The sequence below is a fragment of the Roseococcus thiosulfatophilus genome (assembly GCF_017311575.1).
GTDB classification, from domain to species: Bacteria; Pseudomonadota; Alphaproteobacteria; order Acetobacterales; family Acetobacteraceae; genus Roseococcus; species Roseococcus thiosulfatophilus.
In genome coordinates this window covers 70,519-92,465 of the sequence record NZ_JAFFQY010000033.1, presented here as the reverse complement: position 1 = coordinate 92,465, position 21,947 = coordinate 70,519, and the positions used below count along the sequence as shown (strand labels likewise).

Here is a 21,947-nt window from a genome sequence, read left to right as displayed (position 1 = left end):
GGTCAGCGGCCCACATCCTTGTAGCGCTCGATGATCTCGAAGGTCTGGCGCATGATCTGCGTGGTGCGCTCCGGCCCCACCCAGTCGGCGCCGATGCGGTTGCTGCGGAAATGGGCTTGCGCTTCGGGCTTGGCCAACGCGGCCTCATAGGCGCTCACCAGCTTCTGCCAGCGGTCGGGGTGGCTGGTGCGGAAGCTGGCGCGCGTGGCGAGGCCGCGGATGGAGCCGGAGAGGATGGGCACCTCCACGTTCAGCGGGCGCAGCGCCTCGTTCACCGTGGGCACCTCCTCCCAGCCCTCCACGCGGCGGTCATGGATGACAGCCAGCGGCCGAACCAGTTCGCGGATGCCCGCGCTGCCGTCGCCACCCAGGATGGTGAAGTCCACCTGGCCGCCCGCCGCCGCCGCGCGCGCCGCCGCCCCGCTGTCATAGGTGACGATGCGGAGGTTGCGCGCTGGGATCTGCAGGGCATCGAGCAGGATGTAGACGTTGAGTTGCCCGCCCGAGGAGGGCACCACGCTGACGCTGTGCCGCCCCGGATTGTCGCGGATGGAGGCCATCAGCGCGGCCAGGCTATCCACGCCGATGTCGCGCTTGGCCGCGATGAGTTCCCAGTCCGACCACTGCGCGTTCACGAAGGCGAAGTCGTCCAGCGTGTAGGGCGCGCGGGTGTGGATGATGCTGGTCTGCAGATAGGGCGACATGGCGGTGGCCAGCATGGTGTAGCCGTCATCGGGCTGGGCGCGCACGAAGGCCGCCGCCACCTGCCCGCCGGCACCGGGCCGGTTCACGACGGTGATGGGCTGGCCCAGCTCCGGCGCCAGGAATTGCGCGATGCCACGCGCGGTGCGGTCGGCGCTGCCGCCGGGGCCGAAGCCGCAGATGAAGGTGATGGGGCGGACGGGCCAGGCGGCCTGGGCCTTCGCCATCCCTGGGGCCGTCCCGGCGAGGGCCAGGCCGCCACCGGCGGCGAGAAGGTTGCGGCGGGGCAGCTGGACCATGGGGGTTCCCTTTCCTGGCGGTCATGCCGCCATTCTTGTTGACAATCTTGGCCGTTTCGGCGGCCGTGCGTTTCCTCGAAAGAAGGCTAACCGCCGCGCGGAACCCGTGTCAAACCGCGAGTTGTCCTTGGGTTGTTGACCTGGGTCTGGGGTGGGCAAATACTGGTGCGGTGCAGCCAACCCACGCCCCGTCCACCCGTCAGCCCGCCATTCTGTCGACAGATGACGATGGCGCGCCGCTATCCGAGCGCGCCTATCGCCACCTGGCGGAGGCCATCATCCGCGGCGACATCCCGCCCGGCGCCAAGCTGAGCGAGCCCGATCTCTCCCGCCGCCTCGGCATCAGCCGCGGCCCGCTGCGCGAGGCGGTGCGCCAGCTGGAGGAGCGCGGCCTGGTGCGCCGCCGCCCGCGCGCGGGCGTCACCGCCGTGCGCCTGTCCGAGGCCGAAATCCTTGATCTCTTCATCGCGCGCGAACCGCTGGAGGGCATGGCCGCGCGCCTCGCCGCCGAACGCGCCACGCCGCCCGGCATCGCCCGCCTGCGCGCCATCCTGCGCGAGGAGGAGAACGACCCGCGCGGCACCAACCGCCGCTTCCACGCCGAGGTGGCGCGGCTCTCCGGCAGCGCGCGCATCCTGGCCATTCTGGAGAGCGATCTCTACCGCCTCATCCGCAACTGGAACCACGGCAAGCGCATCGCCGCCGGCCGCGGCGCGCGCGCGGCCGAGGAACACCGGCGCATCACCGACGCCATCGCCGAGCACGACGGCGAGCTGGCCGAGCTGCTGATGCGCCGCCACATCGCGGCCGCGCGCGCCGTGATGCACGCGAGCCTGCTGGCCGGAAGGCCCCATGACATGACGGAGGACGACGCATGAGCGCATCACCCGGGGCGCGCCTGCGCGCCCGCCTGGAACAGGGCCTGCCCACCGTGGCGCCCGGCGCCTATGACGGGCTTTCGGCAAGGCTGGTGGCGGAGGCGGGCTTTCCCGCCCTCTATGCCAGCGGCGGTGCCATCGCGCGCAGCCTGGGCGTGCCCGATCTCGGCCTGCTCGGCATGGAGCAGGTGGTGGAGCGCGTGGCCGCGATGTGCGACGCGGTGGACATCCCCGTCATCGCCGATGCCGACACCGGCTATGGCAATGCGCTGAACACCCAGCGCGCAATTCAGGCCTTCGAGCGCGCGGGCGTGGCCGCGATCCATCTGGAAGACCAGCAATTCCCCAAGCGCTGCGGGCATTACGAGGACAAGTCGCTGGTCCCCGCCGCCGAGATGGCGGGCAAGCTGCGCGCCGCCCGTGACGCCGCGCGTGACCCCGATTTCGTGCTGATCGCGCGCACCGATGCCATCGCGGTGGAGGGGCTGGACGGTGCCCTGGCGCGCGCCCATGCCTATCGCGCGGCCGGCGCCGACGTGATCTTCGTCGAGGCCCCCACCAGCCTGGAGCAGATCGAGCGCATCGCGCGGGAGGTGCCCGGCCCCAAGCTCATGAACATGTTCCACGGCGGCAAGACGCCCATCATGCCGGCGGAGGAGCTGGCGCGCATGGGCTATGGCATCGTCATCATCCCCTCGGATCTGCAGCGCGCCGCCATCCACGCCATGCGCGCGACGCTCGCGGCCATCGCGCGGGACGGCACCAGCATGGCCATGGCCGAGCGCATGGTCTCCTTCACCGAACGCGAGCGCATCATCGGCACGCATCACTGGCTCGAGCGCGACGCGCGCTACGGCGCCTGAACAACACCGGGGAGAGAAACATGGCGGCGGAACGTGACAGCCTGGGCGCCAGGCGCGACATCCGGCTCGGCGAGCATGTGTGGCGGGTGATGAGCCTGGAGGCGGCCGAGGCCGCGGGGGCGGGGCCGCTCTCGCGCCTGCCGCGCTGCCTCAAGGTGCTGGCGGAAAATGTGCTGCGGCACGAGGACGGGCTGGTCATCGGCGCGCCCCAGCTCGCGGCGCTGAAGACATGGGGCGAGGCGGGCGCGGTGGGGCAGGAGGTGCCCTACCACCCCACCCGCGTCGTGATGAACGACAGCGGCGGCCTGCCCGCCATGGCCGACCTCGCCGCGCTGCGCGACGCCGTGGTGCGCGCCGGCGGCGACCCCCGCCGCATCAACCCGCGCGTGCCGGCGGACATGGTGGTGGACCATTCCATCATGGTGGACCACGCCGGCAGCCCGGATGCGGCGCAGCGCAACCTCGACCTCGAATACGAGCGCAACGCCGAACGGTACCGCTTCCTGCGCTGGTGCCAGGGTGCCTTCGACAATTTCCGCGTGGTGCCGCCGGGCAACGGCATCCTGCACCAGGTGAACCTCGAAAGCTTTGCCCGCTGCGTCTGGACCGAGACGCGCGGCAACCAGCGCTGGGCCTTCCCCGAGACGCTGCTGGGCACCGACAGCCACACGCCCATGATCAACGCGATCGGCGTGTTCGGCTGGGGGGTGGGCGGCATCGAGGCGGCGGCCGCCATCCTGGGCCAGCCCATCGGCATCGTGCTGCCGCGCGTGGTGGGCTGCCGCCTGGTCGGCGCGCTCCCCCGCGGCGTCACCGCCACCGACGCGGTGCTGATGGTGACGCAGAAGCTGCGTGCGGTGGGTGTGGTCGCGACCTATGTGGAGTTCTTCGGCCCCGGCCTTACCGCGCTGAACGTCTTCGACCGCGCGACGCTGGCGAATATGGCGCCCGAATACGGCGCCACCATGGGCTTCTTCCCGGTAGACGCGCAGACCATTTCTTTCCTGGAGATGACCGGCCGCGGCGGCGACCATGCGCGCCTGGTGGAGAGCTATTGCCGCATGCAGGGTCTCTGGCACGACGCGGCGGGCGTCCAGCCCGACTATGCCGAAGTGGTGGAGATCGATCTCTCCGAGGTCGAACCCAGCGCCGCCGGCCCCCGCCGCCCGCAGGACCGCGTGGCGCTGCCCCGCATCCGCGACAGCTTCGAGACGGCCTTCCCCCCGGCGCCGGAGGCCGGGGGCCGGCTGTCCGACGGCGCGGTGGTGATCGCGGCCATCACCTCCTGCACCAACACCTCCAACGCGCAGAACATGCTGGCGGCGGGGCTGCTGGCGCGCAAGGCGGTGGCGCGCGGGCTCAAGGCGAAGCCCTGGGTGAAGACCTCGCTCGCCCCCGGCTCGCGCGTGGTGGCGGACTACCTGGAGGCCACGGGGCTGCACGCGCCGCTGGACGCGCTGGGCTTCCACCTGATCGGCTTCGGCTGCACCACTTGCATGGGCAATTCCGGCCCCCTGCCGCCCGAAACCGAGGCCGCCATCGAGGCGGGCCAGACCACCGCCGTCGCCGTGCTGTCCGGCAACCGCAACTTCGAAGGGCGCATCCACACCCAGGCGAAGGCGAACTACATCATGAGCCCGCCCCTGGTCGTGGCCCATGCGCTGGCCGGCACGGTGCGGATCGACATGACACGGGAGGCGCTGGGCACCGGGCAGGACGGCAAGCCCGTGTTCCTGGCCGACATCTGGCCAAGCCCGGAGGAGATTGCTCAGGCCGCCGCCGTGGCGCTCAACGCCCCCCGCTTCACCAACCGCTACGCCACCGTCTTCCAGGGCGATGCGCGCTGGGAGGCGCTGCCGGCGCCGAAGGGTGACACCTTCCCCTGGGAGGGCGAGAGCCTCTACCTCAACGAGCCGCCCTTCCTGCGCGAGGTCCCGCGCGAGGCGGCGGCCATTCCCGACATCACGGGCGCGCGGGCGCTGGCCTTGCTGGGGGATTCCATCACGACCGACCACATCTCGCCGGTGGGCATCATCACGCCCGGCTCGGCGGCGGGGAAGTATCTGATCTCGCTGGGCGTGCCGCCCGCCGAGTTCAACTCCTTCGCCGCGCGCCGCGTGAAGCACGAGGTGATGATCCGCGGCACCTTCGCCAACATCCGCATCCAGAATCGGCTGGCGGGCGGGCGCACGGGCGGCTGGACGCGGCATGAACCCTCCGGCGAGATCATCCCCGTCCACGAGGCCGCCGAACGCTATGCGGCCGAGGGCGTGCCGCTGGTGGTGGTGGCCGGCCAGGACTACGGCGCGGGCTCCTCGCGCGACTGGGCGGCCAAGGGCACGCTACTGCTGGGGGTGCGCGCCGTGATCGCGAACGGCTTCGAGCGCATCCACCGCGCCAACCTCGTCTATATGGGCGTGCTGCCGCTGGAACTGCCCGCGGGCGTCACGGTGGAGACGCTGGGCCTGGACGGGACCGAGCGCTGGGACATCGCGGGCATCCACCCCGCGCCCGAGCCAGGCGCCGGCCTGCCCGCCCGCCTGCACCGCGCCGATGGGCGCGTGGAGGAACTGACCCTGCGCTGCCGCCTGGATACCCCCTTCGAGGCCGAATGTTTCCGCGCCGGCGGCATCCTGCCCCGCGTGCTGCGCGCCTCGCTGGTGCCGGAGGCCGCATGAGCCAGGACTTCCTCCGCGCCGTCTTCATGCGGGGCGGCTCCAGCAAGGGCGTCTTCTTCCACGCGGCCGACCTGCCGGCCGACCGCGCGGTGCTCGACCCCATCCTGCTGGCCGTGCTGGGCAGCCCCGACCCCTATGGGCGGCAGATCAACGGGATGGGCGGCGGCATCTCCTCGCTGTCCAAGGCGGTGGTGATCGGGCCTTCCACCCACCCGGAAGCCGATGTGGACTACACCTTCGCCCAGGTGGCGGTGGACCGGCCGGAGGTGGACTGGTCGGCCAATTGCGGCAACCTCTCCTCGGCCGTGGGGCCTTTCGCGGTGGATGAGGGGCTGGTGCGGGTGGAGGACGGACCCGAGGCGCTGGTCCGCATCCACCAGGTCAACACGCGCCGCATCATCCATGCGCGTTTCCCGGTGCGGGGCGGCCGCGCGGTGACCGAGGGCGACTATGCCATCGCGGGCGTCGCGGGCACCGGTGCCCGGGTGCGGCTCGACTTCCTGAACCCCGGCGGCACGCGGGGCCGCGGCCTGCTGCCCAGCGGCGCGGCGCTGGACATCATCGAGGTGGAGGGCGCGCCCCCCGTCCGCGCCAGCCTGGTGGACGCCGCCAGCCCCGCCATGTTCGTGCCGGCGGAGGATCTCGGCCTGACCGGCGCCGAGACGCCGGACGAGATCGAGGCGAAGCCCGGCCTCATGGCGCTGCTGGACCGGCTGCGGCGCGCGGGCGGAGTGCGGATGGGCCTCGCGGCCACGCCCGATGCCGTGCCGCTCGCCGCGCCCCGCATCGCGCTGCTCGCTTCGCCCGTGGCCGCGCGCGCGCTGGATGGCAGCACCATCGCGGCCGAGGCGCAGGATATCGCGGTGCGGATGCTCTCCATGGAGCGCGTGCACCGTGCCGTGCCCATGACGGGAGGGCTCGCGCTGGGCATCGCCTGCCGCGTGCCGGGCACGGTGGCGGCGCAGCTGGCCCGCCCAGGCACGCTGGAGGCCGAGGAGGTGCGGGTGGCCCACCCCTCGGGCCTCGTCAGCGTGGGCGCGGAGCTGCGGACCGGTGCCGACGGCGCGCCGCATGCCGAAAGCGCCGTGGTGTTCCGCACCGCGCGCCGGCTGATGCAGGGCGAGGTGGCGGTGCCGCGCGGGCTGCTGCCTGGTGCCGAGGCATGAACGGCACCTGACCCACTGGCGCGCCATGCTTGATCCGGCATCGGCTTCGCGCGAACGTGACGGCCAGCAGAGAATTGTCGGCCGAGGCTTTCCTCGCCCCCATCAAGGCCGGCATCATCCGGTTCAAGACCAAGGCACGGCGATCACGCCGAAGCCATGACTGGGGAGACGTCCATGAAGTTCCATCGCCGCTCAACCCTTGCCCTTACGCTGGCGGGCCTCACGGCGCCCGCCCTCGTGAAGGCCCAGGGCAATTCCGGCTGGCGGCCGACGCGGCCCGTGCGCCTGATCGTGCCCGCGGCACCCGGTGGCTCCAACGACATCCTGGCCCGCATCATCGCGGAGCCCGCGAGCCAGATCCTGGGCCAGCCCGTGCTGATCGAGAACCGCGCCGGCGCGGGCAGCGTCATCGGCACCGAGGCGGCGGCGCGTGCGCCCGCGGACGGGCACACGGTGCTGATCAACAGCTCCCTCGCCACGCTGCCGGCCGTCGTCGCCAACCTGCCCTACGACACCATGGGCGATTTCGAGGGGGTGGCGGTGGCGGGATTCTCGCCGCACCTGCTGGTGGTCAATGCCGCCGTGCAGGCGCGCACGGCCCAGGAATTCCTGGCCCTGCTGCGCGCCAATCCCGGGCGGCTGAACTATGCCTCGGCCGGACCGGGCAGCGGCCCGCATATCGGCGGCCTGGTGCTGATGGCGCGGATGAACGTGCAGGCCGAGACGGTGCATTACCGCGGCGGCGGCCCCGGCATCGCGGCGCTGGTCTCGGGCGAGGCGCATTTCGGCACGCCCACCATGGCCTCCGCCATCGCGCAGGTGCGCGGCGGCGCCCTGCGCGCGCTGGCCGTGCTGGCGGAGGAACCCAGCCCCGCCCTGCCGGGCGTGCCCAGCGCCCCGCAGGCGGGCATGCCGGGCGTGATCCATGAGGAGTTCTTCCCGATCCTGGCGCCCAAGCGCACGCCGCCGGCCGCGCTGGCCGCCTTGAGCGAGGCCTTCCGCCAGGCCATCCACCGCAGCGCCGAACGGGTGAACGACATGACCGGCGTCACGGCCCGCCCCGGCTACGAAACCAGCGCGCAGGTGATGGCGCTGGTGCAGTCCGGCATGGAAAACTACACGCGGTTGCTGCGGGCGGCGGGGGTGCAGCCGACGTAGTGCGCCGCGTGAGCCTGGGCCGGCCCCGAGTGGCGGGCCGCCCTGGTCTTCGTCGCTCTCGCCGATGAAGACGCGCTGGAGACAGGCGGCGGTGCGTCCGCCGCCAGGGTCAGCTTCCTGGAGGGCGGTTCAGCCGTCGGCCCAGGCGGTCACCGAGCCAGGCCGCGGGCAGCCAGATCGCGGCGGAGAGGCCCACATAGCCCAGGGCGAGCGCCCATTCGCCCGCATCGAGCAGCCGGATGCTCTCCAGGCTGAAGACCGAGAAGGTGGTGAAGCCGCCACAGAACCCCGCCATCACGCCGTGGCGCATGGCGGGCGTCGCAAAGAGGCGGCCATCGGGCCCGGTCAGCGCGGCGTAAAGGCCGATCAGGAAGGAGCCGGCGACGTTCACGCCCAGCGTCGCGAAGGGAAAATCCGGCCCCAGCAGCGCGATCCCGGCCAGGGCGCACAGATAGCGCGCCACCGAACCCAGCGCGCCGCCCAGCGCGATGGCGAGGTAGAGGCGGGTGCCCGGCGCCATCCGCTCAGGCCCCGAACAGAAGCAGCCCGGCCCGGTGACCGGCCAGGGCCGCCGCGAGGCACAGGCCGAGCGAGCCCAGGACATTCCCCGCCGCCCGCGCGCTGTCGCCGGCGCGCCAGAGGGCCAGGGTCTGCAGGCTGAAGGAGGAGACGGTGGTGTAGCTGCCCAGCCCGCCCACCACGAGCAGCAGCCAGGTCTCGCGCCAGCCCTCCGCCACGCCCTCCACGTGCAGGACGCCCGCGGCCAGCAGCCCGATCATCGCCGCGCCGCTGACATTCACCACCAGCGTGCCCCAGGGGAAGGTCTCGCCCATGCGGCGGGCGATGACGCCGGAGAGCCAGAAGCGCGCGCAGGCCCCGAAGGCGCCGCCGAGGGCGACGAGGAGAACGCCGATCATCCCGCGATGACCGGGGCGGGTGGCGGATGGCGCATGATGACCCTGACGCTTGCACCCTTTCGGCCTGCGCCGGAAGTGACGGGCCGCTTATCGTGCCCGCGCCAGCACCTTCCGCGCGCGGTCCACCACCGGCAGGTCGATCATCTGCCCCTCGAAGGCCACGGCGCCCTTGCCCTCCGCGATCGCGGCGTCGAAGGCCGCGATCAGACGCTGCGCGCGCTCCACCTCGGCGGGCGAGGGGCCGTATTCCTCGTTGATCGGCGCCACCTGCGAGGGGTGGATGCAGGCCGCGCAGCCAAAGCCCAGCCGGCGCGACCGCCGCAGCGAGGCGCGATAGGCCTCAAGGTCGGAGAAATCCGCGAAGGGGCCGACGGAGCCCATGGGCAGCACGCCCGCCGCGCGCGCCGCCGCCACCACTTGCATGCCGAAGGCGTAGAGCGCGTCGGCGCCCGGCTCCGCCTCCAGCTCGGTGCAAAGGTCCTCCGCGCCCACGCCGATGGCCGCCACGCGCGGTGTGGCGCGCGCGATGGCGGGCAGCCGCGGCAGGGATTCCGCCGTCTCCACCACCGGGAGCAGGCGGGTGTGGCCGTCCGGCAGGCCCAGCGCGGCCTCGCGCGCCGCGACCACCTCGGCCAGCAGGCGCACATGCTCGGGCCCCATGGCCTTGGGCAGCATCAGCGCCGTCACCTCGGGCATCACGGCGGCCTGGATGTCGGGGATGGCCAGTTCCAGCGGGCGGTTGATCCGCACGCAGACCTCCACGCCGCCGCCGCGCACCTGGCGCGCGGCAGCGGGCAGGGCGGCGCGGGCCGCGTCCTTGCCATCGGGCGGGATGCTGTCCTCCAAATCGAGGATGATGACATCCGCGCCGCGCGTGTGCGCGCGCGCCACGAACTTCTCCGCCGTGACGGGCACGAAGAGGAGGGAACGCCAGTTGGGCGCGGGCATCACGCCTCCTCGCCGAAGGCGGCGCCGGTCTTCATCATGGTCGCGATGCTCTCCTCGTCATGGCCCAGTTCGCGCAGGATGTCGGCCGTGTCGCGGCCGAGGCGCGGGGCGGGGATGGTCTCCTCGCGCATGCCGCCGCTGAAGCGGTTCGGGATGCGCGTGCGGCGGATGCGGCCCTCGGTCGGGTGGTCGTCCTGCTCCCAGAAGCCGACCTCGGCCAGATGCGGGTCTTCCAGCAGATCCTCGATGCGGTTGTAGCGCGCGGCAGGCACGTCGGCGGCGGCGAGGATGTCGAGCCATTCGGCGGTGGTCTTCTCGCGCAGCGCTTCGGCGCGCAGTTCGAAGAAGGCAGCGGCGTTCTCGCTGCGCGCCTTGGGGGTGTTGAAGCGCGGGTCGTCCCGCAGCTCCGGTTTCCCAATGGCGGCGAAGAAGGCGAAGGCCTGGCGGTTGTCGTTCGGGTGGGCGGTGATGAAGCCGTCCTTCGTCGGCAGCGGGCGGTAATAGGGGCTAAGCAGCCGCTCATCGCCGGCGGGGCCGAGGGCGGGTTCGAAGGTGGCCGCACCCAGATGCTCGCTCGCCACGAAACTCGCCATGTTCTCGAACATGGGCACCTCGATCGCTTCGCCCATATCCGTGCGCTCGCGGCGGTACAGCGCGAAGCCCACGCATTGCGCCGCGATCAGCCCCGCGATGTGGTCCGTCATCACCATGGGCACGAAGCGCGGCTCACCCGTGGACCGCTCGAAGGCGCCCGCCACGCCGGAGAGCGACTGGATCACGGGGTCATAGGCCGGCCGGTTGAAATAGGGCCCGCCGCGGCCGAAGGCCTGGATGGAGCAATGGATCAGCCGCGGGTTCAGCGCCGAGAGCGTGGCGTAATCCAGCCCCGCGCGCTCCAGCCCCGCGGGCCGGACATTGGTCACGAAGACATCCGCCTGCGCCAGCAGCGCGCGCAGCGCCGCCGCGCCCTCGGGCTGCTTGATGTCGAGGCCGATGCTGCGCTTGTTGCGGTTGAAGTTGATGAACTTGCCGCTCATGGCCGGTGAGCGGCTGCCGGCGGCGAGGTAGCGCAGGATGTCCCCACCGGGCGCCTCCACCTTGATGACCTCCGCCCCCTGGTCCGCCAGGGTGCGCGTGGCGATGGGGCCGACGACCACGGTGGTCAGGTCCACCACGCGCACGCCGTCGAGCGGGCCGCTCATGCGAAGCGCAGCTCCATCTGCGCGCAGAGGGCGCCGCCCTGGTCGGCCACCCAGGCCGACATGCCGTCGCCGCTCACCGCGGCGCCCGCCAGCGTCACGGTGTCGCCCACCGAGATGGGGCGCGTCAGCCGCGCGGTGAAGGAAGCGAGCCGTCGGCCATCGGCGCGCGCCATGGCGGCGTCCAGCAGCAGCTGCATGGTCAGCCCGCCATTCTGCACCAAGGCGGGATAGCCCTCGACCTCGCGCGCATAATCCGCGTCGTAATGGATGCGGTGCGCGTTCCAGGTGATGGCGGAATAGCGGAACACCAGCGTGCTCGGCAGGTGCTGTTGCTGGCTCCAGGCGGCATCGGTCGGCGCGGGCTGGCCGGCATTGACGGGCGAGGCCGCGCCGGGCGCCACCGCCTCGCGGTAGAGCGCGTCGAACTCATCCACCGCCACGGGGCGGTCGCCCACGGAGAAGGTGTGGCGCATGGTCAGCACGCAGATCGTGCCGGTGCGCGCCTGCTTGGGCTCGATCACGGCCACCTCGGCGCGCTTGGTCAGCACCTCGCCCACGCGGAAGCCGCCGTGCAGCTGCACGCGCCGCCCCGCGCCCATGCGGCGGGGCAGGGGGATGGGCGGCAGCACCACGCCGGGCTCGGGGTGGCCATCGGCGCCGATCTCGCCCTGCCGCGCGCTCTCGGCGCAGAAGAGGCTGAACCAATGCGCCGGCACCTCCGCCCCGCGCGGGAAGGCATTGGGGTTCATGTCCAGCATGGCGGCGATGCGGCGCATCACGGCGGGTGTGACGTCATCCTCGATGGTCCAGCTGCGGCCGAGCCATTCCTCGCGCACACGGGCGACCTGCGTGGCGAAGTCCTCACTGGTGTTCACGTCAGCGTCCTCCATGGCGGCTCCGGGCGTTGCCGCGCGGGGCTGGAAGCTCACCGCCGTGGCGCGCTCTCCATCATGCGAGGCGGACCGTTTCCCCGGGCATCTTGCGGCCAGCTTCCCCCTGGCCCCGCCCCCCGTCAACCGCATGACACTTCCGGCGGGCGTCACGCGGCGCCTAGACTTCCCCCGCGCCGGAGCACGGCGCGAAGGACGCCCCGCCCATGCAGGCGCGGCGCATGGAGGAGAAGTTCATGCAACGCAGGAGTTTGCTGCGCGCGGTCGCGCTTGCGCCCCTCTCCCTGGCCGCCCCGCGCCTCGCGGTCGCGCAGGCCTATCCCGCCCGGCCCATCCGTCTTGTCATTCCCTGGCCTGCGGGGCAGGCGACCGACATCATCGGCCGGCTGATCGCGGAGGGGCTGACGCCGCTGCTGGGGCAGCCCGTGGTGCCGGACAACCGCGCCGGCGCGGGCGGCACCATCGGCACGGACAATGTGGCCAAGGCCGCGCCCGACGGGCACACCTTGCTCGCGGCCTCATCCGGCCCGGTCAGCGTCGCACCCCTGCTGCGACGCCTGCCCTTCGACGCGGAGCGTGACCTGGCCCCCGTCGCCATGGCCGGCAACTCGCCCTACCTGCTGGTGACGCGGCCGGGCTTCCCGGCGACCAACATGGACGAATTCATCGCGGCGGTGCGGGCGGCGCCCGGGCGGTACACCTTCGCCTCCTCCGGCGCGGGCGCCACGGCGCATCTGGTGTCGGAGGCCATCAATCGCCGCCTGGGCTTCGAGGTCACGCATGTGCCCTTCACCGGCAGCGCGGCGGGCGTGGCCGCGGTGGCGGGCGGGCATGTGGACTATGTGGTGGAGACGCTGGCCGCCACCCAGCCGGTGATCCGCTCGGCCAACCTCCGCTCGCTGGGCATCTCCCTGCTCAACGGCAGCGCGCTGGCGCCCGATGTGCCGCCGCTCTCGCGCGTGGCGGGTCTGGAGGGGCTGGACCTCGGCGCCTGGCTCGGCCTCATGGTGCCTGCGCGCACGCCGGCGCCGATCATCACGCGCCTCGCCGACGCCATGCGCGACGTGATGCGGAACGAGACCCTGGTGCAGCGGATGGCCGCGGCCGGGGTGGAGCCCACCTATCGCGACACCGAGGCTTTCGCCGACACGCTGCGCGCGCAGCGCGAGGTGTTCAGCGACGTGATCCAGCGGGCGAATATCCGCATCGAGTGACGGCGCGGCGCCGGGGCCGGGCGCGTTGACAGCGGGGGCGGGCGGGGCAAGCTTGCCGGCCCCGGAGACCCACCATGCCCCCCCACACCCGGCGCCCGCTGCCCCCCAGCCTCTATGCCGAGACGGCGATCCCCGCGCCGGACATGCCGCCGCTGGAGGGCGAGGCGCGGGCGGATGTCTGCGTCATCGGCGGCGGCTTCACCGGCCTCTCCGCCGCGCTGCACCTGGCCGAGGCGGGCGCCTCCGTCATCGTGCTGGAGGCGCAGGAGCCTGGCTGGGGCGCCTCCGGCCGCAATGGCGGCCAGGTGAACCCCGGCCTGAAGCACGACCCCGACGTGGTGGAGCGCGACTTCGGCCCCGATCTTGGCGGGCGGATGCTGGCGCTGGCCTATGGCGCGCCCGATGCGCTCTTCGCCCTGGTCCGCCGCCACCAGATCCCCTGCGAGGCGCGGCAGGAGGGCACGCTGCGCGCCGCCATCGGCGCCCGCGCGGCGGAGGAGGTGCGGCACAGCGCCGAGCAGGGCGCGCGTCGCGGCTGGCCCGTCACCTTCCTGGACGCGTCGGAAACGGCGGCGCTCACCGGCACCCCGCGCTACACCGCCGCCATGCTGGACGCGCGCGGCGGCGACGTGCAGCCGCTCTCCTATGCGCGCGGGCTGGCGCGGGCGGCCATGGGACAGGGGGCGCGGGTGCATGGCGGCAGCCCCGCCGTGAAGCTCTCTCGCGCCGGCGAGGGTTGGCGCGTCGAGACGCCAAGCGGCGCGGTGCAGGCGGGGCAGGTGGTGCTGGCCACCAACGGCTACACCGATGACCTCTGGCCCGGGCTGCGGCGCAGCGTGGTGCCCGTGTTCAGCTCCATCCTCGCGACAGAGCCGCTGGCCGAGGAGGTGGCCCGCGGCATCATGCCGCGGCGTGCCTCGCTCTATGAGGCCGGGCGCATCACCACCTACTACCGCATGGACCGGCAGAACCGGCTGGTGATCGGCGGGCGCGGACCGCAGCGGCCGCTGCCGGGGCCCGAGGCGATCCGCTACCTGGCCGATTACGCGGCGAAGCTCTGGCCCGCGCTGCACGGGGTGGAATGGACCCATGGCTGGAACGGGCAGCTCGCCATCACCGCCGACCACTACCCGCATCTGCATGAGCCCGCGCCCGGGCTGGTCGCCGCACTCGGCTACAATGGCCGCGGCGTGGCGATGGCGACCGCGATGGGCGCGCAGATCGCGCGGCGGCTGAGGGGGCAGGAGGTGGACATGCCCATCACCTCCATCAAGCCGATGCCCTTCCATGGCTTCTGGAAGCTGGGCGTGGCCGCCCGCGTCTGGCAGGGGCGCGTGCTGGACCGGCTGGGGCTGTAGGTCAGGACACCGCCCCGCTGCCGAAGGCACCCCGCAGCGGCGCCCCCTCGGCGAAGCGCGTGGCGCGATAGGGATCGAGAGGCAGGTCGGGCACGAGGCCCAGCGCCGCCTGGGCCAGCATGCGCCCCACCATGGGCGAGAGCTTGAACCCATGCCCGCTGAACCCGAAAGCCACCAGCAGCCCCTTAATGCCGGGCAGCGGGCCCAGCACCGGGTTCCAGTCGGGCGTGGTGTCATAGAGCCCCGCCCAGGCGCGCACGAAGCGCCCATGCTCCGCGAAGCGCGGCATGCGGTGGGCAAGCTGCGCGCCCACCTCCGCCACCCAATCCATCGGGATGTCGCCGGTGCCGCCATCGGGGTCGGCCACCTCGTCGCCCGCATCGCCGGCGCCCACCAGGATTTCCGCGCCCGCATGGGGGCGGCTGTAGAGCATCAGCGGCGAGGCGAAATCCTTCAGCACCGGCAGCGCCCTCGTATAGGGCGCATCGGCCGCGAAGCTCGCGACCAGGTGGCGGGAGGCGTGGCAGGGAATCTCCGCCTCCGCCCAGCCGCGCAGCAGCGGGCTCCAGACATTCAGCGTGCTGACCACCACGCCCGCGGCGATGTCGCCCGCCGCGGTGCGGACGCCGCGCACCCGCCCGCCCTCGCGCAGCAGCCCCAGCACGGGCGTGCCCTGGCGGATCACCGCGCCCTGGCGGCGCGCGGCGCGGGCGAAGGCCTGGGCGGTCATGTAGGGGTCGGCGAAGCCCGCCTCCTCCTCATACCCGCAGAGCGCGATGTCCGAGAGGTCGAGCCAGGGGTGAATGGCCCGCGCCTCGGCATGGTCCACCAGCCGCGCCGCGATGCCCAGTTCCTGTTGCGCCGCGATGGTCCGGCCCAGGGCTTCCGCCGCCTTGCCCTGGGGCGCCACGGCTAGGTAGCCGGTGCGGACGAGGCCGCAATCGGCCTCCTCATCTTCGAGGAGGGCCGGGAAGTCCTGGAACATGGCCAGTGCCGCCCGCGCCACCGCCACATTGGGCCGCACCGAGTAGTAGGTGCGGAGAATGCCCGAGGATTGCGCCGTGGTGCCGCCCGCGATGTCGCCTCGCTCCAGCAGCAGCACACGCCGGCAGCCGAGCCGCGCCAGGTGGAACAGCGTGGCGCAGCCCACGGCGCCGCCCCCCCAGCACCACCGCGTCGAAGCTTTCCATCGTCAGCGCCCCAGCATGTCGCGCGCCTGCCACCAGGCGCTGAGCGCGCGGCGCAGCAGGGGGCGGGCGAAGAGGAAGGGCGTGCTGCCGCTGGGCACATCGTCGAAGGCGGTGGCGCCCTCGGCCTCGCCCAGCATTTGCAGCGCCGCCTTGTGGCCCAGATAGGGCATGAGCGCCACGCCCGAGCCATTGCAGCCCACGGCGTACCAGACCCCCTCGGCATCCTGGCCGATGCCCGGCAGGTCGCTGCGCGTCATGGCCACGTTGCCCGTCCAGGCATGGTCGAGCCGCAGCGGGCCGAGGCCCGGGAAGACGCGCTGCAGATGCCCGCCCAGCCGCGCCGCGGCCTGGCGCAGCGGGATGGGGTGCAGCGCCGCGCGGCCGCCCAGGATGATGCGCTCGCCATCGGGCGAGGGGCGGAAATAGAGGTGCGAGGACGCCGTCTCCACCAGCATCCGCCCGTTCGGAATCAGCGCGCCGACGCGGTTGGCGCCCAGCCTTTCGGTGGCGATCAGGAAGGAGGGCAGGGCCACCACGCGCCGCGCCACGGCGGGGGCGGGCCGCGCGCCGGAATAGCCATTGGTGGCGACCAGCACCGCCCCCGCGCGCACCGCCCCGCGCGGCGTGCGGACCATATGCCCTGCGCCCTCGCGCGCGATGGACAGCGCGGGCGTATGCCCCACCACCCGTGCGCCCGCCGCCCGCGCCACGGCCAGCAGCCCCTGGTGGAACAGCGCCGGGTGCAGCCCGCCATGCGTGGGGAAGAGCAGCCCGCCATGGTAGAGGTCGGACGCGATCTCGCGATGCTGTTCGGCGCGCGGCACCACCTCGACGGGAAGGCCCACTTCGCGCGCCAGCAGCTCCGCCTCGCGCGCCAGAATCTCGTAGTCGGCGGGGGTGGCGGCGCCGCGGAAACGGCCGACGCGGCGGAAGCGGGCGTCTATTCCCTCGCGCGTGATCAGCCCCGTGGCGAAGTCCAGCGCGGCCATGCCCTCGCGGATCAGCGCCTGGGCCTTGGGCCGGCCGTGGCGGGCGATGAGGGCTGAGTAGCTGAGGCGATGGCCGTGGCCGACCATCCCGCCCGAACGGCTCGACCCGCCGAAGCCCGCGGCCTCGGCGTCCAGCACCAGCACCTTGCGCCCGGCGCGGGCCAGGGTGAGGGCGGCGGACAGCCCGGCGTAGCCCGCGCCCACCACCACCACATCGGCGGCTTCGGGCAGGGGCGCGTCGTCCGGCGCCTCGCGCGGGGCTTCCTCCCACCAATAGGGCGCCTCCTGCAGCGCGGAGAGGTCCAGCGCGGCGCTCATGCGGGCGTCCTTTCCCACTCCGTGCCCCAATCCTGCACCACATGGCCGGGCGAGACCTCGGTGTAGCGGCGCGGCGGCGCCACATAGTCCGGCGCGCGGATGGGCGAGCGGATCTCATCCGCATCCAGCCCCCGCCGGATGCGCCCGCGGCTTGGGTCCGGCACCGGCACGGCGGCCATGAGGCGGCGCGTATAGGGGTGGCGCGCATCGCCGAAGATGGCGGCACGCGGGCCGATCTCCACGATCTCGCCCATATACATCACGGCGACCCGGTGGCTCACCCGCTCCACCACCGCGATGTCGTGCGAGATGAAGAGGTAGGCGAGGCCCAGTTCCGCCTGCAAATCCAGCATCAGGTTCAGCACCTGCGCCTTCACCGAGACATCGAGCGCGGAGACCGCCTCATCCGCCACGATCAGCCGCGGTTCCAGCGCCAGCGCGCGGGCAATGCACAGGCGCTGCCGCTGGCCGCCCGAGAATTCATGGGGGAAGCGCTCGGCCATCGCGGGATCGAGCCCCACCCGGCGCAGCAATTCGGCCACGCGCGCGCGCGCCTCCTCGCGGCCCGCGAGGCCATGCACCACGATGGGCTCGGCCAGGGCCGCGCCCACGCGCTTGCGCGGGTTGAGCGAGGCGAAGGGGTCCTGGAAGATCATCTGCATGCGCCGGCGCATGGCCACCAGGCCGCGCCGGTCGAGTGTGGCGATGTCGGTCCCCTCGAACAGGATACGCCCGCCCGAGGGCGGCACCAGGCGCAGGATGGAGCGGCCCGTGGTGCTCTTGCCGCAGCCGCTCTCGCCCACCAGCGCCAGCGTCTCGCCCTTACGCAGCGCGAAGGACACATCCTCGACCGCATGGACGCGACCGGTGACGCGCGAGAGCAGGCCCGAGCGCATGTCGAAGCGCGTGACGAGGCCCGCCACCTCCAACAACGGCCGTTCCGCCGCGTCCACGGTATCGGGCGTGGGGGAGGGGGTGTCGCTTTCGCCGGTGGCGGTGTCCACCACCGGGAAGCGCAGCGGGCGCGACTGACCCTCCATGGAACCCAGGCGCGGCACGGCGGCCAGCAGCGCGCGGGTGTAGGGGGCCTGGGCCTGGGTGAAGAGGCGCGTGGTCTCCCCCTGCTCGACGGCGCGGCCGCGGTGCATGACCACCACGCGGTCCGCGATTTCGGCCACCACGCCCATGTCATGCGTGATGAAGAGGACGGACATGCCCTCCTCCTCCTGCAGCATCTTCACCAGTTCCAGGATCTGCGCCTGGATGGTGACGTCGAGCGCGGTGGTCGGCTCATCCGCAATGAGCAGGCGGGGGCGGCACGCCAGCGCCATGGCGATCATCACGCGCTGGCGCATGCCGCCCGAGAAGCGGTGCGGGTATTCGTGGAAGCGCGACTGCGCGGCGGGGATGCGCACGCGGTCGAAGAGGCGCAGCGCCTCCGCCTCGGCCGCCGCGCGGCCCAGGCCGCGATGGTAGATCAGCGCCTCGGCCACCTGGAAACCCACGGTCAGCACGGGGTTCAGGCTGGTCATGGGCTCCTGGAAGATCATCGCGATCTCATTGCCGCGCACGCGCCGCATCTCGTGCTCGGGCAGCGGCGGCAAGTCGCGGCCGTCGAGCGCGATGCGCCCCTCCACGCGGGATTGCGCGGGCGGCAGCAGCCGCATGACGGAAAGCGCCGTGACGCTCTTGCCGCTGCCGCTCTCGCCCACCACGGCCAGCGTCTCGCGCTCCCCCACCGTGAAGGAGAGGTCTTGCACCACGGGGCGCCACTCGCCATCGGCGCGGAAACTGACGGTGAGGTTCTCGATGGCGAGGACGGGCGTGGTCACGACTCGCCCTTCAGCTTCGGGTCCACCGCGTCGCGCAGCCCGTCGCCCAGAAGGTTCAGCGCGAAGACGACGACCAGGATGGCCACACCCGGCGCCATGGCCAGCCAATAGCTGTCCAGGATGTTCTCGAACCCCTCGCGGATCATGCCGCCCCAGGTCGGGATGGGCGGGCGCAAGCCCAGGCCGATGAAGGCGAGCGAGGCCTCGGTGCGGATGGCGCTGGCCAGCCACAGCGAGGACATGACCAGGATTTCCGCGAAGATATTGGGCAGGATATGCAGGAAGAGGATGCGCGCGTCGGAGTAGCCCAGCGCGCGGCAGGCCTCCACATATTCGCGTTCCTTCACCGCGATGGTGGGCGCGCGCGCGATGCGCGCGAAGGCGGGCACCGAGGTGGCGGCGATGGCTAGGATGATGTTGGGCAGCGTCGGTCCCAGCATCGCGACCAGGATCAGCCCCAGGATCAGCGCGGGGAAGGCCAGCAGCACGTCCATGGCCTGCATGACTACCACGTCGAACCGCCCACCATACCAGCCCGCCAGCATGCCGATGAGCGAACCCACCAGCATGGCCGCCAGCGTGGAGGCGATGCCGATGAACAGGCTGTAGCGCGCCCCGTGCAGCAGCCGCGACAGGATGCAGCGCCCGAACTGGTCCGTGCCCAGCGGGTAGGTGGCGGAGGGGCCTTCGAGGCGGGCGAAGATGTCCTGCTCGATCGGGTCGTGCGGCGCGATCCAGGGCGCCAGCGCCGCCAGCGCTACCACCGCCAGCAGGACGATCAGCCCCGCCCAACTGGTTTTGTTGGTGTTGAAGGCGCGCAGCAGGGTTGCGGTGGCCGTCATTTCAGCTTCACCCGTGGGTCAGCCGCCCCATAGGCGAGGTCGGTCAGCAGATTCACGATGATGACGACGAAGGTGTAGATCACCATCATCCCCTGCAGCAGCGTGTAGTCGCGCTGGTTCAAGGCCCCCACGATCAGCTTCCCAAGGCCCGGACGGTTGAAGACGATCTCGGTCAGCACCGAGTTGCCGATTAGCACGCCGAGATAGAGCCCCACGATGGTGATGATGGGGATCAGCGCGTTGCGCAGCGCATGGCGCCACACCACCGCCCGCCAGGGCACGCCCTTGGCGCGGGCGGTGCGGACATAATCCTCGCCCAGCACCTCCAGCATGGCCGAGCGCGTGACGCGCGTGATGTAGGCCGCCATGATGAGGCCGAGGTTGATGGCCGGCAGCGCCAGCGCCCCCAGCCAGGCCGAGAAGCTGCCGCCCTGGGTGGACATCACCGGCGCCCAGCGCAGCTGGATGGCGAAGAAGATCAGCAGCAGGATGCCCGAGACGAAGGCCGGGAAGGACAGCCCCAGCAGCGAGGCGAGACGGATCACGTAGTCCGTCGCGCGGTTGCGGTTCACCGCCGCCCAGACGCCCAGCGGAATGCCCGCCGCGGCACCGATGACCAGCGCCGCCAAGGTGAGTTCGATGGTCCAGGGCAGGACGGCCAGCACCTCCTGCACCACGGGCCGCCCGGTGACGAGCGAGACGCCCCAGTCGCCCCGCAGCGCGCCCCACAGGAATTCGACGTATTGCACGCCCAGCGGCCGGTCGAGGCCGAGCCGCGTGCGCATGGCGGCGATGGCATCGGCCGTCGCCTGTTCGCCCAGGATCACCTGCGCCGGATCGCCCGGAACGACCCGGACGATGAAGAAGACCAGCGTCAGTACCGCCCAGAGCGTGACCAGGGCGAAGGCGCAACGCCGCGCGATGAAGGTGCTCACGCGCCCGCCATCACCTCGTGAAGCGGGTGGTGTGCAGGATGGGCGGGGCCAGGTTCAGCGCGGCGCGCAGTTCGTAGCCCAGCTCGATGCTGTCCCGGTAGGCCCAGAGCTGCAGCTGCTCATAGATCGGGATGCCGCAGACCTCCGCCACGATGCGTTCCTGCGCCTCGCGCCACAGCGCGTTGCGGCGGGCGGCGTCGGTCTCGCTGCGCGCCGCGTCGATCTGCTCATCGGCCACGCGGCAATGGGAGAAGTTGGTCACGGCCGTCGGCGTCTGCACGATGGAGCGGCTGTGGAAGAACTGCGTCAGGTAGATGTCGGCCACCGGGAAGCGCGCCGCCTGGAAATGCACCACTTGCGAGAGGTTCTGCCGGATCTGCTGGTGGAAGGTCGCATGTTCCACCGGCGTGATCTCGAGCGTGATGCCCGCGCGGCGCAGCTGCGCCTGGGCGGCCTCCATCACCGTCATCATGCCGGTCAGCGTGGTATGGATGCTGCGGATGGTGATGCCGTTGGGGTGCCCGGCCTCGGCCAGCAGGGCGCGGGCGCGGGCGATGTCGTGCGGCGGCAGCGGCATGGCAGCATGCCCCTGGTAGCCGCGAGGCACCACGGATTCCGCGGCCACCGAGGTGTCGCGGCCGCGCAGCTGCACCACCTGGTCGCGGTTCAGCGCATGGGCGATGGCCTGGCGCACGCGGATGTCGTTCAGCGGCGGCATGGTCATGTTGAGGTGGATGACCGACATCTCGGCCGGCTGCATCGCCACCACGCGCACATTGGGCAGGGCGCGGGTGCGGGTGAACCAGTTCTGATCCTGCCGGCCGTAGATCATGTCCAGCTCGCCCGACTGGAAGGCCAGGTCGCGCGCCGCGTCGGAGGGCACGAAACGGTACATGATCTCGCGGATCTGCGGCGCGCCGCGGAAATATCCCTCATGCGCCGTCAGGCGGCCGAATTGCTGGGGCACGTATTCAGCGAAGGCGAAGGGGCCGGTCCCGATGGGCCGGCGGCGGAAGCCCTCATTGCCCATCTGTTCCACGGCCGCCTTGCAGACCATGAAACCGCCCGCGTAGTTCATGACCACGCCGAGCAGGCTCGGGATGTTGTTCTTCAGCGTGATGCGGACGGTGTGGCTGTCCACCGCCTCGACGCTGTCAAAGGCCGTATAGTCGGAGGAGAAGGCCGAGGTCTCGCGCGTGGCCGCGCGACGGAGCGAGAAGACGGCGTCCTCGGCCGTGAACTCGCCGAAGCCGTGATGGCATTGCGCGCCGCGGCGCAGGTGGAAGGTCCAGGTCCGCCCATCGGCGGAGCTTTCCCAGCGTTCCGCGAGGTCGGGCTCCATGTTCTCCGGGCTCAGCTCACCGGGGCGCAGCCGCACCAACCCGCTGAAGATGTGCTGCAGGAAGCCGCGCCCGGGCGTGGTGGAGTTGAGGTGCGGGTCGAGCACGCCCGCATCGGCGGAGGCGATGCCGATCCGCAAGGTGGTCTGCTGGGCCGAGGCCGCCGCAGGCACGAGCATAACCGCCGCGGCGAGCGCCGCAGCCTTCCACCAACCCATGAGCCAACAC

Annotated in this window: 19 protein-coding genes; 7 read left to right on the top strand and 12 right to left on the bottom strand. The window is 72.2% G+C overall.

The annotated features are described in order from the left end of the window. Positions 1-2 precede the first annotated feature (2 nt). On the bottom strand, positions 3-1,001 hold the full coding sequence (locus tag JTN19_RS12170; protein WP_206932845.1) for a tripartite tricarboxylate transporter substrate binding protein: 999 nt from the start codon (positions 999-1,001) through the stop codon (positions 3-5). Positions 1,002-1,171: 170 nt separating this feature from the next. On the opposite strand from JTN19_RS12170, the gene JTN19_RS12165 reads away from it, so the two are divergent. The 5 genes from JTN19_RS12165 (at position 1,172) to JTN19_RS12145 (ending at position 7,744) form a co-directional block, all read left to right on the top strand. Further along, positions 1,172-1,879 carry an FCD domain-containing protein gene (locus JTN19_RS12165; protein WP_206932843.1) on the top strand — a complete coding sequence of 236 codons (708 nt, stop codon included), beginning with the start codon at positions 1,172-1,174 and terminating at the stop codon, positions 1,877-1,879. Next, the gene (locus JTN19_RS12160; protein ID WP_206932841.1) at positions 1,876-2,742 is read left to right on the top strand and encodes an isocitrate lyase/PEP mutase family protein; all 867 of its coding nucleotides are present in this window, start codon (positions 1,876-1,878) and stop codon (positions 2,740-2,742) included. Before JTN19_RS12165 ends, JTN19_RS12160 begins: the two co-directional genes overlap by 4 nt. A gap of 20 nt (positions 2,743-2,762) precedes the next feature. Further along, a complete protein-coding gene (acnA, locus tag JTN19_RS12155) occupies positions 2,763-5,420 on the top strand; it encodes an aconitate hydratase AcnA (protein ID WP_206932832.1) in 2,658 nt (885 codons plus the stop codon). Next, positions 5,417-6,586 (top strand): 2-methylaconitate cis-trans isomerase PrpF family protein, encoded by a 1,170-nt coding sequence (locus JTN19_RS12150; protein ID WP_206932830.1) that lies wholly within the window; start codon positions 5,417-5,419, stop codon positions 6,584-6,586. Before acnA ends, JTN19_RS12150 begins: the two co-directional genes overlap by 4 nt. Before the next feature lie 174 nt (positions 6,587-6,760). Continuing rightward, a complete protein-coding gene (locus JTN19_RS12145) occupies positions 6,761-7,744 on the top strand; it encodes a Bug family tripartite tricarboxylate transporter substrate binding protein (RefSeq protein WP_206932828.1) in 984 nt (327 codons plus the stop codon). A 109-nt stretch (positions 7,745-7,853) separates the two neighbouring features. Here the strand turns inward: JTN19_RS12145 and JTN19_RS12140 are convergent, their stop codons facing one another. The 5 genes from JTN19_RS12140 to JTN19_RS12120 all read right to left on the bottom strand — a co-directional run bounded on the left by JTN19_RS12140 (position 7,854) and on the right by JTN19_RS12120 (position 11,701). Next, a complete protein-coding gene (locus tag JTN19_RS12140) occupies positions 7,854-8,264 on the bottom strand; it encodes a fluoride efflux transporter FluC (protein WP_206932812.1) in 411 nt (136 codons plus the stop codon). A 4-nt stretch (positions 8,265-8,268) separates the two neighbouring features. Further along, positions 8,269-8,661, bottom strand: a complete 393-nt coding sequence (crcB, locus tag JTN19_RS12135; protein WP_242531093.1) for a fluoride efflux transporter CrcB — start codon at positions 8,659-8,661, stop codon at positions 8,269-8,271. An 87-nt stretch (positions 8,662-8,748) separates the two neighbouring features. Further along, on the bottom strand, positions 8,749-9,609 hold the full coding sequence (locus tag JTN19_RS12130) for an HpcH/HpaI aldolase/citrate lyase family protein (protein ID WP_206932803.1): 861 nt from the start codon (positions 9,607-9,609) through the stop codon (positions 8,749-8,751). Beyond that, positions 9,609-10,811 (bottom strand): CaiB/BaiF CoA transferase family protein, encoded by a 1,203-nt coding sequence (locus JTN19_RS12125; protein ID WP_206932796.1) that lies wholly within the window; start codon positions 10,809-10,811, stop codon positions 9,609-9,611. Before JTN19_RS12125 ends, JTN19_RS12130 begins: the two co-directional genes overlap by 1 nt. Beyond that, on the bottom strand, positions 10,808-11,701 hold the full coding sequence (locus JTN19_RS12120; protein WP_206932794.1) for an FAS1-like dehydratase domain-containing protein: 894 nt from the start codon (positions 11,699-11,701) through the stop codon (positions 10,808-10,810). The genes JTN19_RS12125 and JTN19_RS12120 overlap by 4 nt, the downstream gene beginning before the upstream one ends. A 236-nt stretch (positions 11,702-11,937) precedes the next feature. Here JTN19_RS12120 and JTN19_RS12115 point away from each other — a divergent pair, with 236 nt between their 5' ends. Next, positions 11,938-12,915, top strand: a complete 978-nt coding sequence (locus tag JTN19_RS12115; RefSeq protein ID WP_206932793.1) for a Bug family tripartite tricarboxylate transporter substrate binding protein — start codon at positions 11,938-11,940, stop codon at positions 12,913-12,915. 74 nt (positions 12,916-12,989) lie between these two features. Further along, positions 12,990-14,273 (top strand): NAD(P)/FAD-dependent oxidoreductase, encoded by a 1,284-nt coding sequence (locus tag JTN19_RS12110; protein ID WP_206932792.1) that lies wholly within the window; start codon positions 12,990-12,992, stop codon positions 14,271-14,273. Between the two features lies 1 nt (position 14,274). Here JTN19_RS12110 and JTN19_RS12105 read toward each other — a convergent pair whose 3' ends face one another. Genes JTN19_RS12105 through JTN19_RS12080 form a run of 6 tightly spaced genes read right to left on the bottom strand, consistent with a single transcriptional unit; the run spans position 14,275 to position 21,898 of the window. Further along, entirely contained in the window at positions 14,275-15,423 is a 1,149-nt protein-coding gene (locus JTN19_RS12105; RefSeq protein ID WP_206932791.1) for an FAD-dependent oxidoreductase, read from the bottom strand. Between the two features lie 42 nt (positions 15,424-15,465). Continuing rightward, on the bottom strand, positions 15,466-16,770 hold the full coding sequence (locus JTN19_RS12100) for an NAD(P)/FAD-dependent oxidoreductase (protein WP_206932790.1): 1,305 nt from the start codon (positions 16,768-16,770) through the stop codon (positions 15,466-15,468). Next, entirely contained in the window at positions 16,767-18,602 is a 1,836-nt protein-coding gene (locus tag JTN19_RS12095; RefSeq protein WP_206932788.1) for a dipeptide ABC transporter ATP-binding protein, read from the bottom strand. Before JTN19_RS12095 ends, JTN19_RS12100 begins: the two co-directional genes overlap by 4 nt. Further along, positions 18,599-19,444 (bottom strand): ABC transporter permease, encoded by an 846-nt coding sequence (locus tag JTN19_RS12090; protein ID WP_206932786.1) that lies wholly within the window; start codon positions 19,442-19,444, stop codon positions 18,599-18,601. The genes JTN19_RS12095 and JTN19_RS12090 overlap by 4 nt, the downstream gene beginning before the upstream one ends. After that, positions 19,441-20,379 carry an ABC transporter permease subunit gene (locus JTN19_RS12085; protein WP_206932784.1) on the bottom strand — a complete coding sequence of 313 codons (939 nt, stop codon included), beginning with the start codon at positions 20,377-20,379 and terminating at the stop codon, positions 19,441-19,443. Before JTN19_RS12085 ends, JTN19_RS12090 begins: the two co-directional genes overlap by 4 nt. A 10-nt stretch (positions 20,380-20,389) precedes the next feature. Next, complete coding sequence (locus JTN19_RS12080) at positions 20,390-21,898, bottom strand: ABC transporter substrate-binding protein (RefSeq protein ID WP_242531091.1); 1,509 nt, start codon at positions 21,896-21,898, stop codon at positions 20,390-20,392. Positions 21,899-21,947: the final 49 nt, after the last annotated feature.

Excerpts from the sequence above, each read along its gene's own strand:
- JTN19_RS12170 (WP_206932845.1), bottom strand. The coding sequence starts at position 1,001 with ATGGTCCAGCTGCCCCGCCGCAACCTTCTCGCCGCCGGTGGCGGCCTG.
- JTN19_RS12160 (WP_206932841.1), top strand. The coding sequence starts at position 1,876 with ATGAGCGCATCACCCGGGGCGCGCCTGCGCGCCCGCCTGGAACAGGGC.
- acnA (WP_206932832.1), top strand. The coding sequence starts at position 2,763 with ATGGCGGCGGAACGTGACAGCCTGGGCGCCAGGCGCGACATCCGGCTC.
- JTN19_RS12150 (WP_206932830.1), top strand. The coding sequence starts at position 5,417 with ATGAGCCAGGACTTCCTCCGCGCCGTCTTCATGCGGGGCGGCTCCAGC.
- JTN19_RS12145 (WP_206932828.1), top strand. The coding sequence starts at position 6,761 with ATGAAGTTCCATCGCCGCTCAACCCTTGCCCTTACGCTGGCGGGCCTC.
- JTN19_RS12140 (WP_206932812.1), bottom strand. The coding sequence starts at position 8,264 with ATGGCGCCGGGCACCCGCCTCTACCTCGCCATCGCGCTGGGCGGCGCG.
- crcB (WP_242531093.1), bottom strand. The coding sequence starts at position 8,661 with ATGATCGGCGTTCTCCTCGTCGCCCTCGGCGGCGCCTTCGGGGCCTGC.
- JTN19_RS12130 (WP_206932803.1), bottom strand. The coding sequence starts at position 9,609 with ATGCCCGCGCCCAACTGGCGTTCCCTCCTCTTCGTGCCCGTCACGGCG.
- JTN19_RS12125 (WP_206932796.1), bottom strand. The coding sequence starts at position 10,811 with ATGAGCGGCCCGCTCGACGGCGTGCGCGTGGTGGACCTGACCACCGTG.
- JTN19_RS12120 (WP_206932794.1), bottom strand. The coding sequence starts at position 11,701 with ATGGAGGACGCTGACGTGAACACCAGTGAGGACTTCGCCACGCAGGTC.
- JTN19_RS12115 (WP_206932793.1), top strand. The coding sequence starts at position 11,938 with ATGCAACGCAGGAGTTTGCTGCGCGCGGTCGCGCTTGCGCCCCTCTCC.
- JTN19_RS12110 (WP_206932792.1), top strand. The coding sequence starts at position 12,990 with ATGCCCCCCCACACCCGGCGCCCGCTGCCCCCCAGCCTCTATGCCGAG.
- JTN19_RS12100 (WP_206932790.1), bottom strand. The coding sequence starts at position 16,770 with ATGAGCGCCGCGCTGGACCTCTCCGCGCTGCAGGAGGCGCCCTATTGG.
- JTN19_RS12090 (WP_206932786.1), bottom strand. The coding sequence starts at position 19,444 with ATGACGGCCACCGCAACCCTGCTGCGCGCCTTCAACACCAACAAAACC.
- JTN19_RS12080 (WP_242531091.1), bottom strand. The coding sequence starts at position 21,898 with ATGCTCGTGCCTGCGGCGGCCTCGGCCCAGCAGACCACCTTGCGGATC.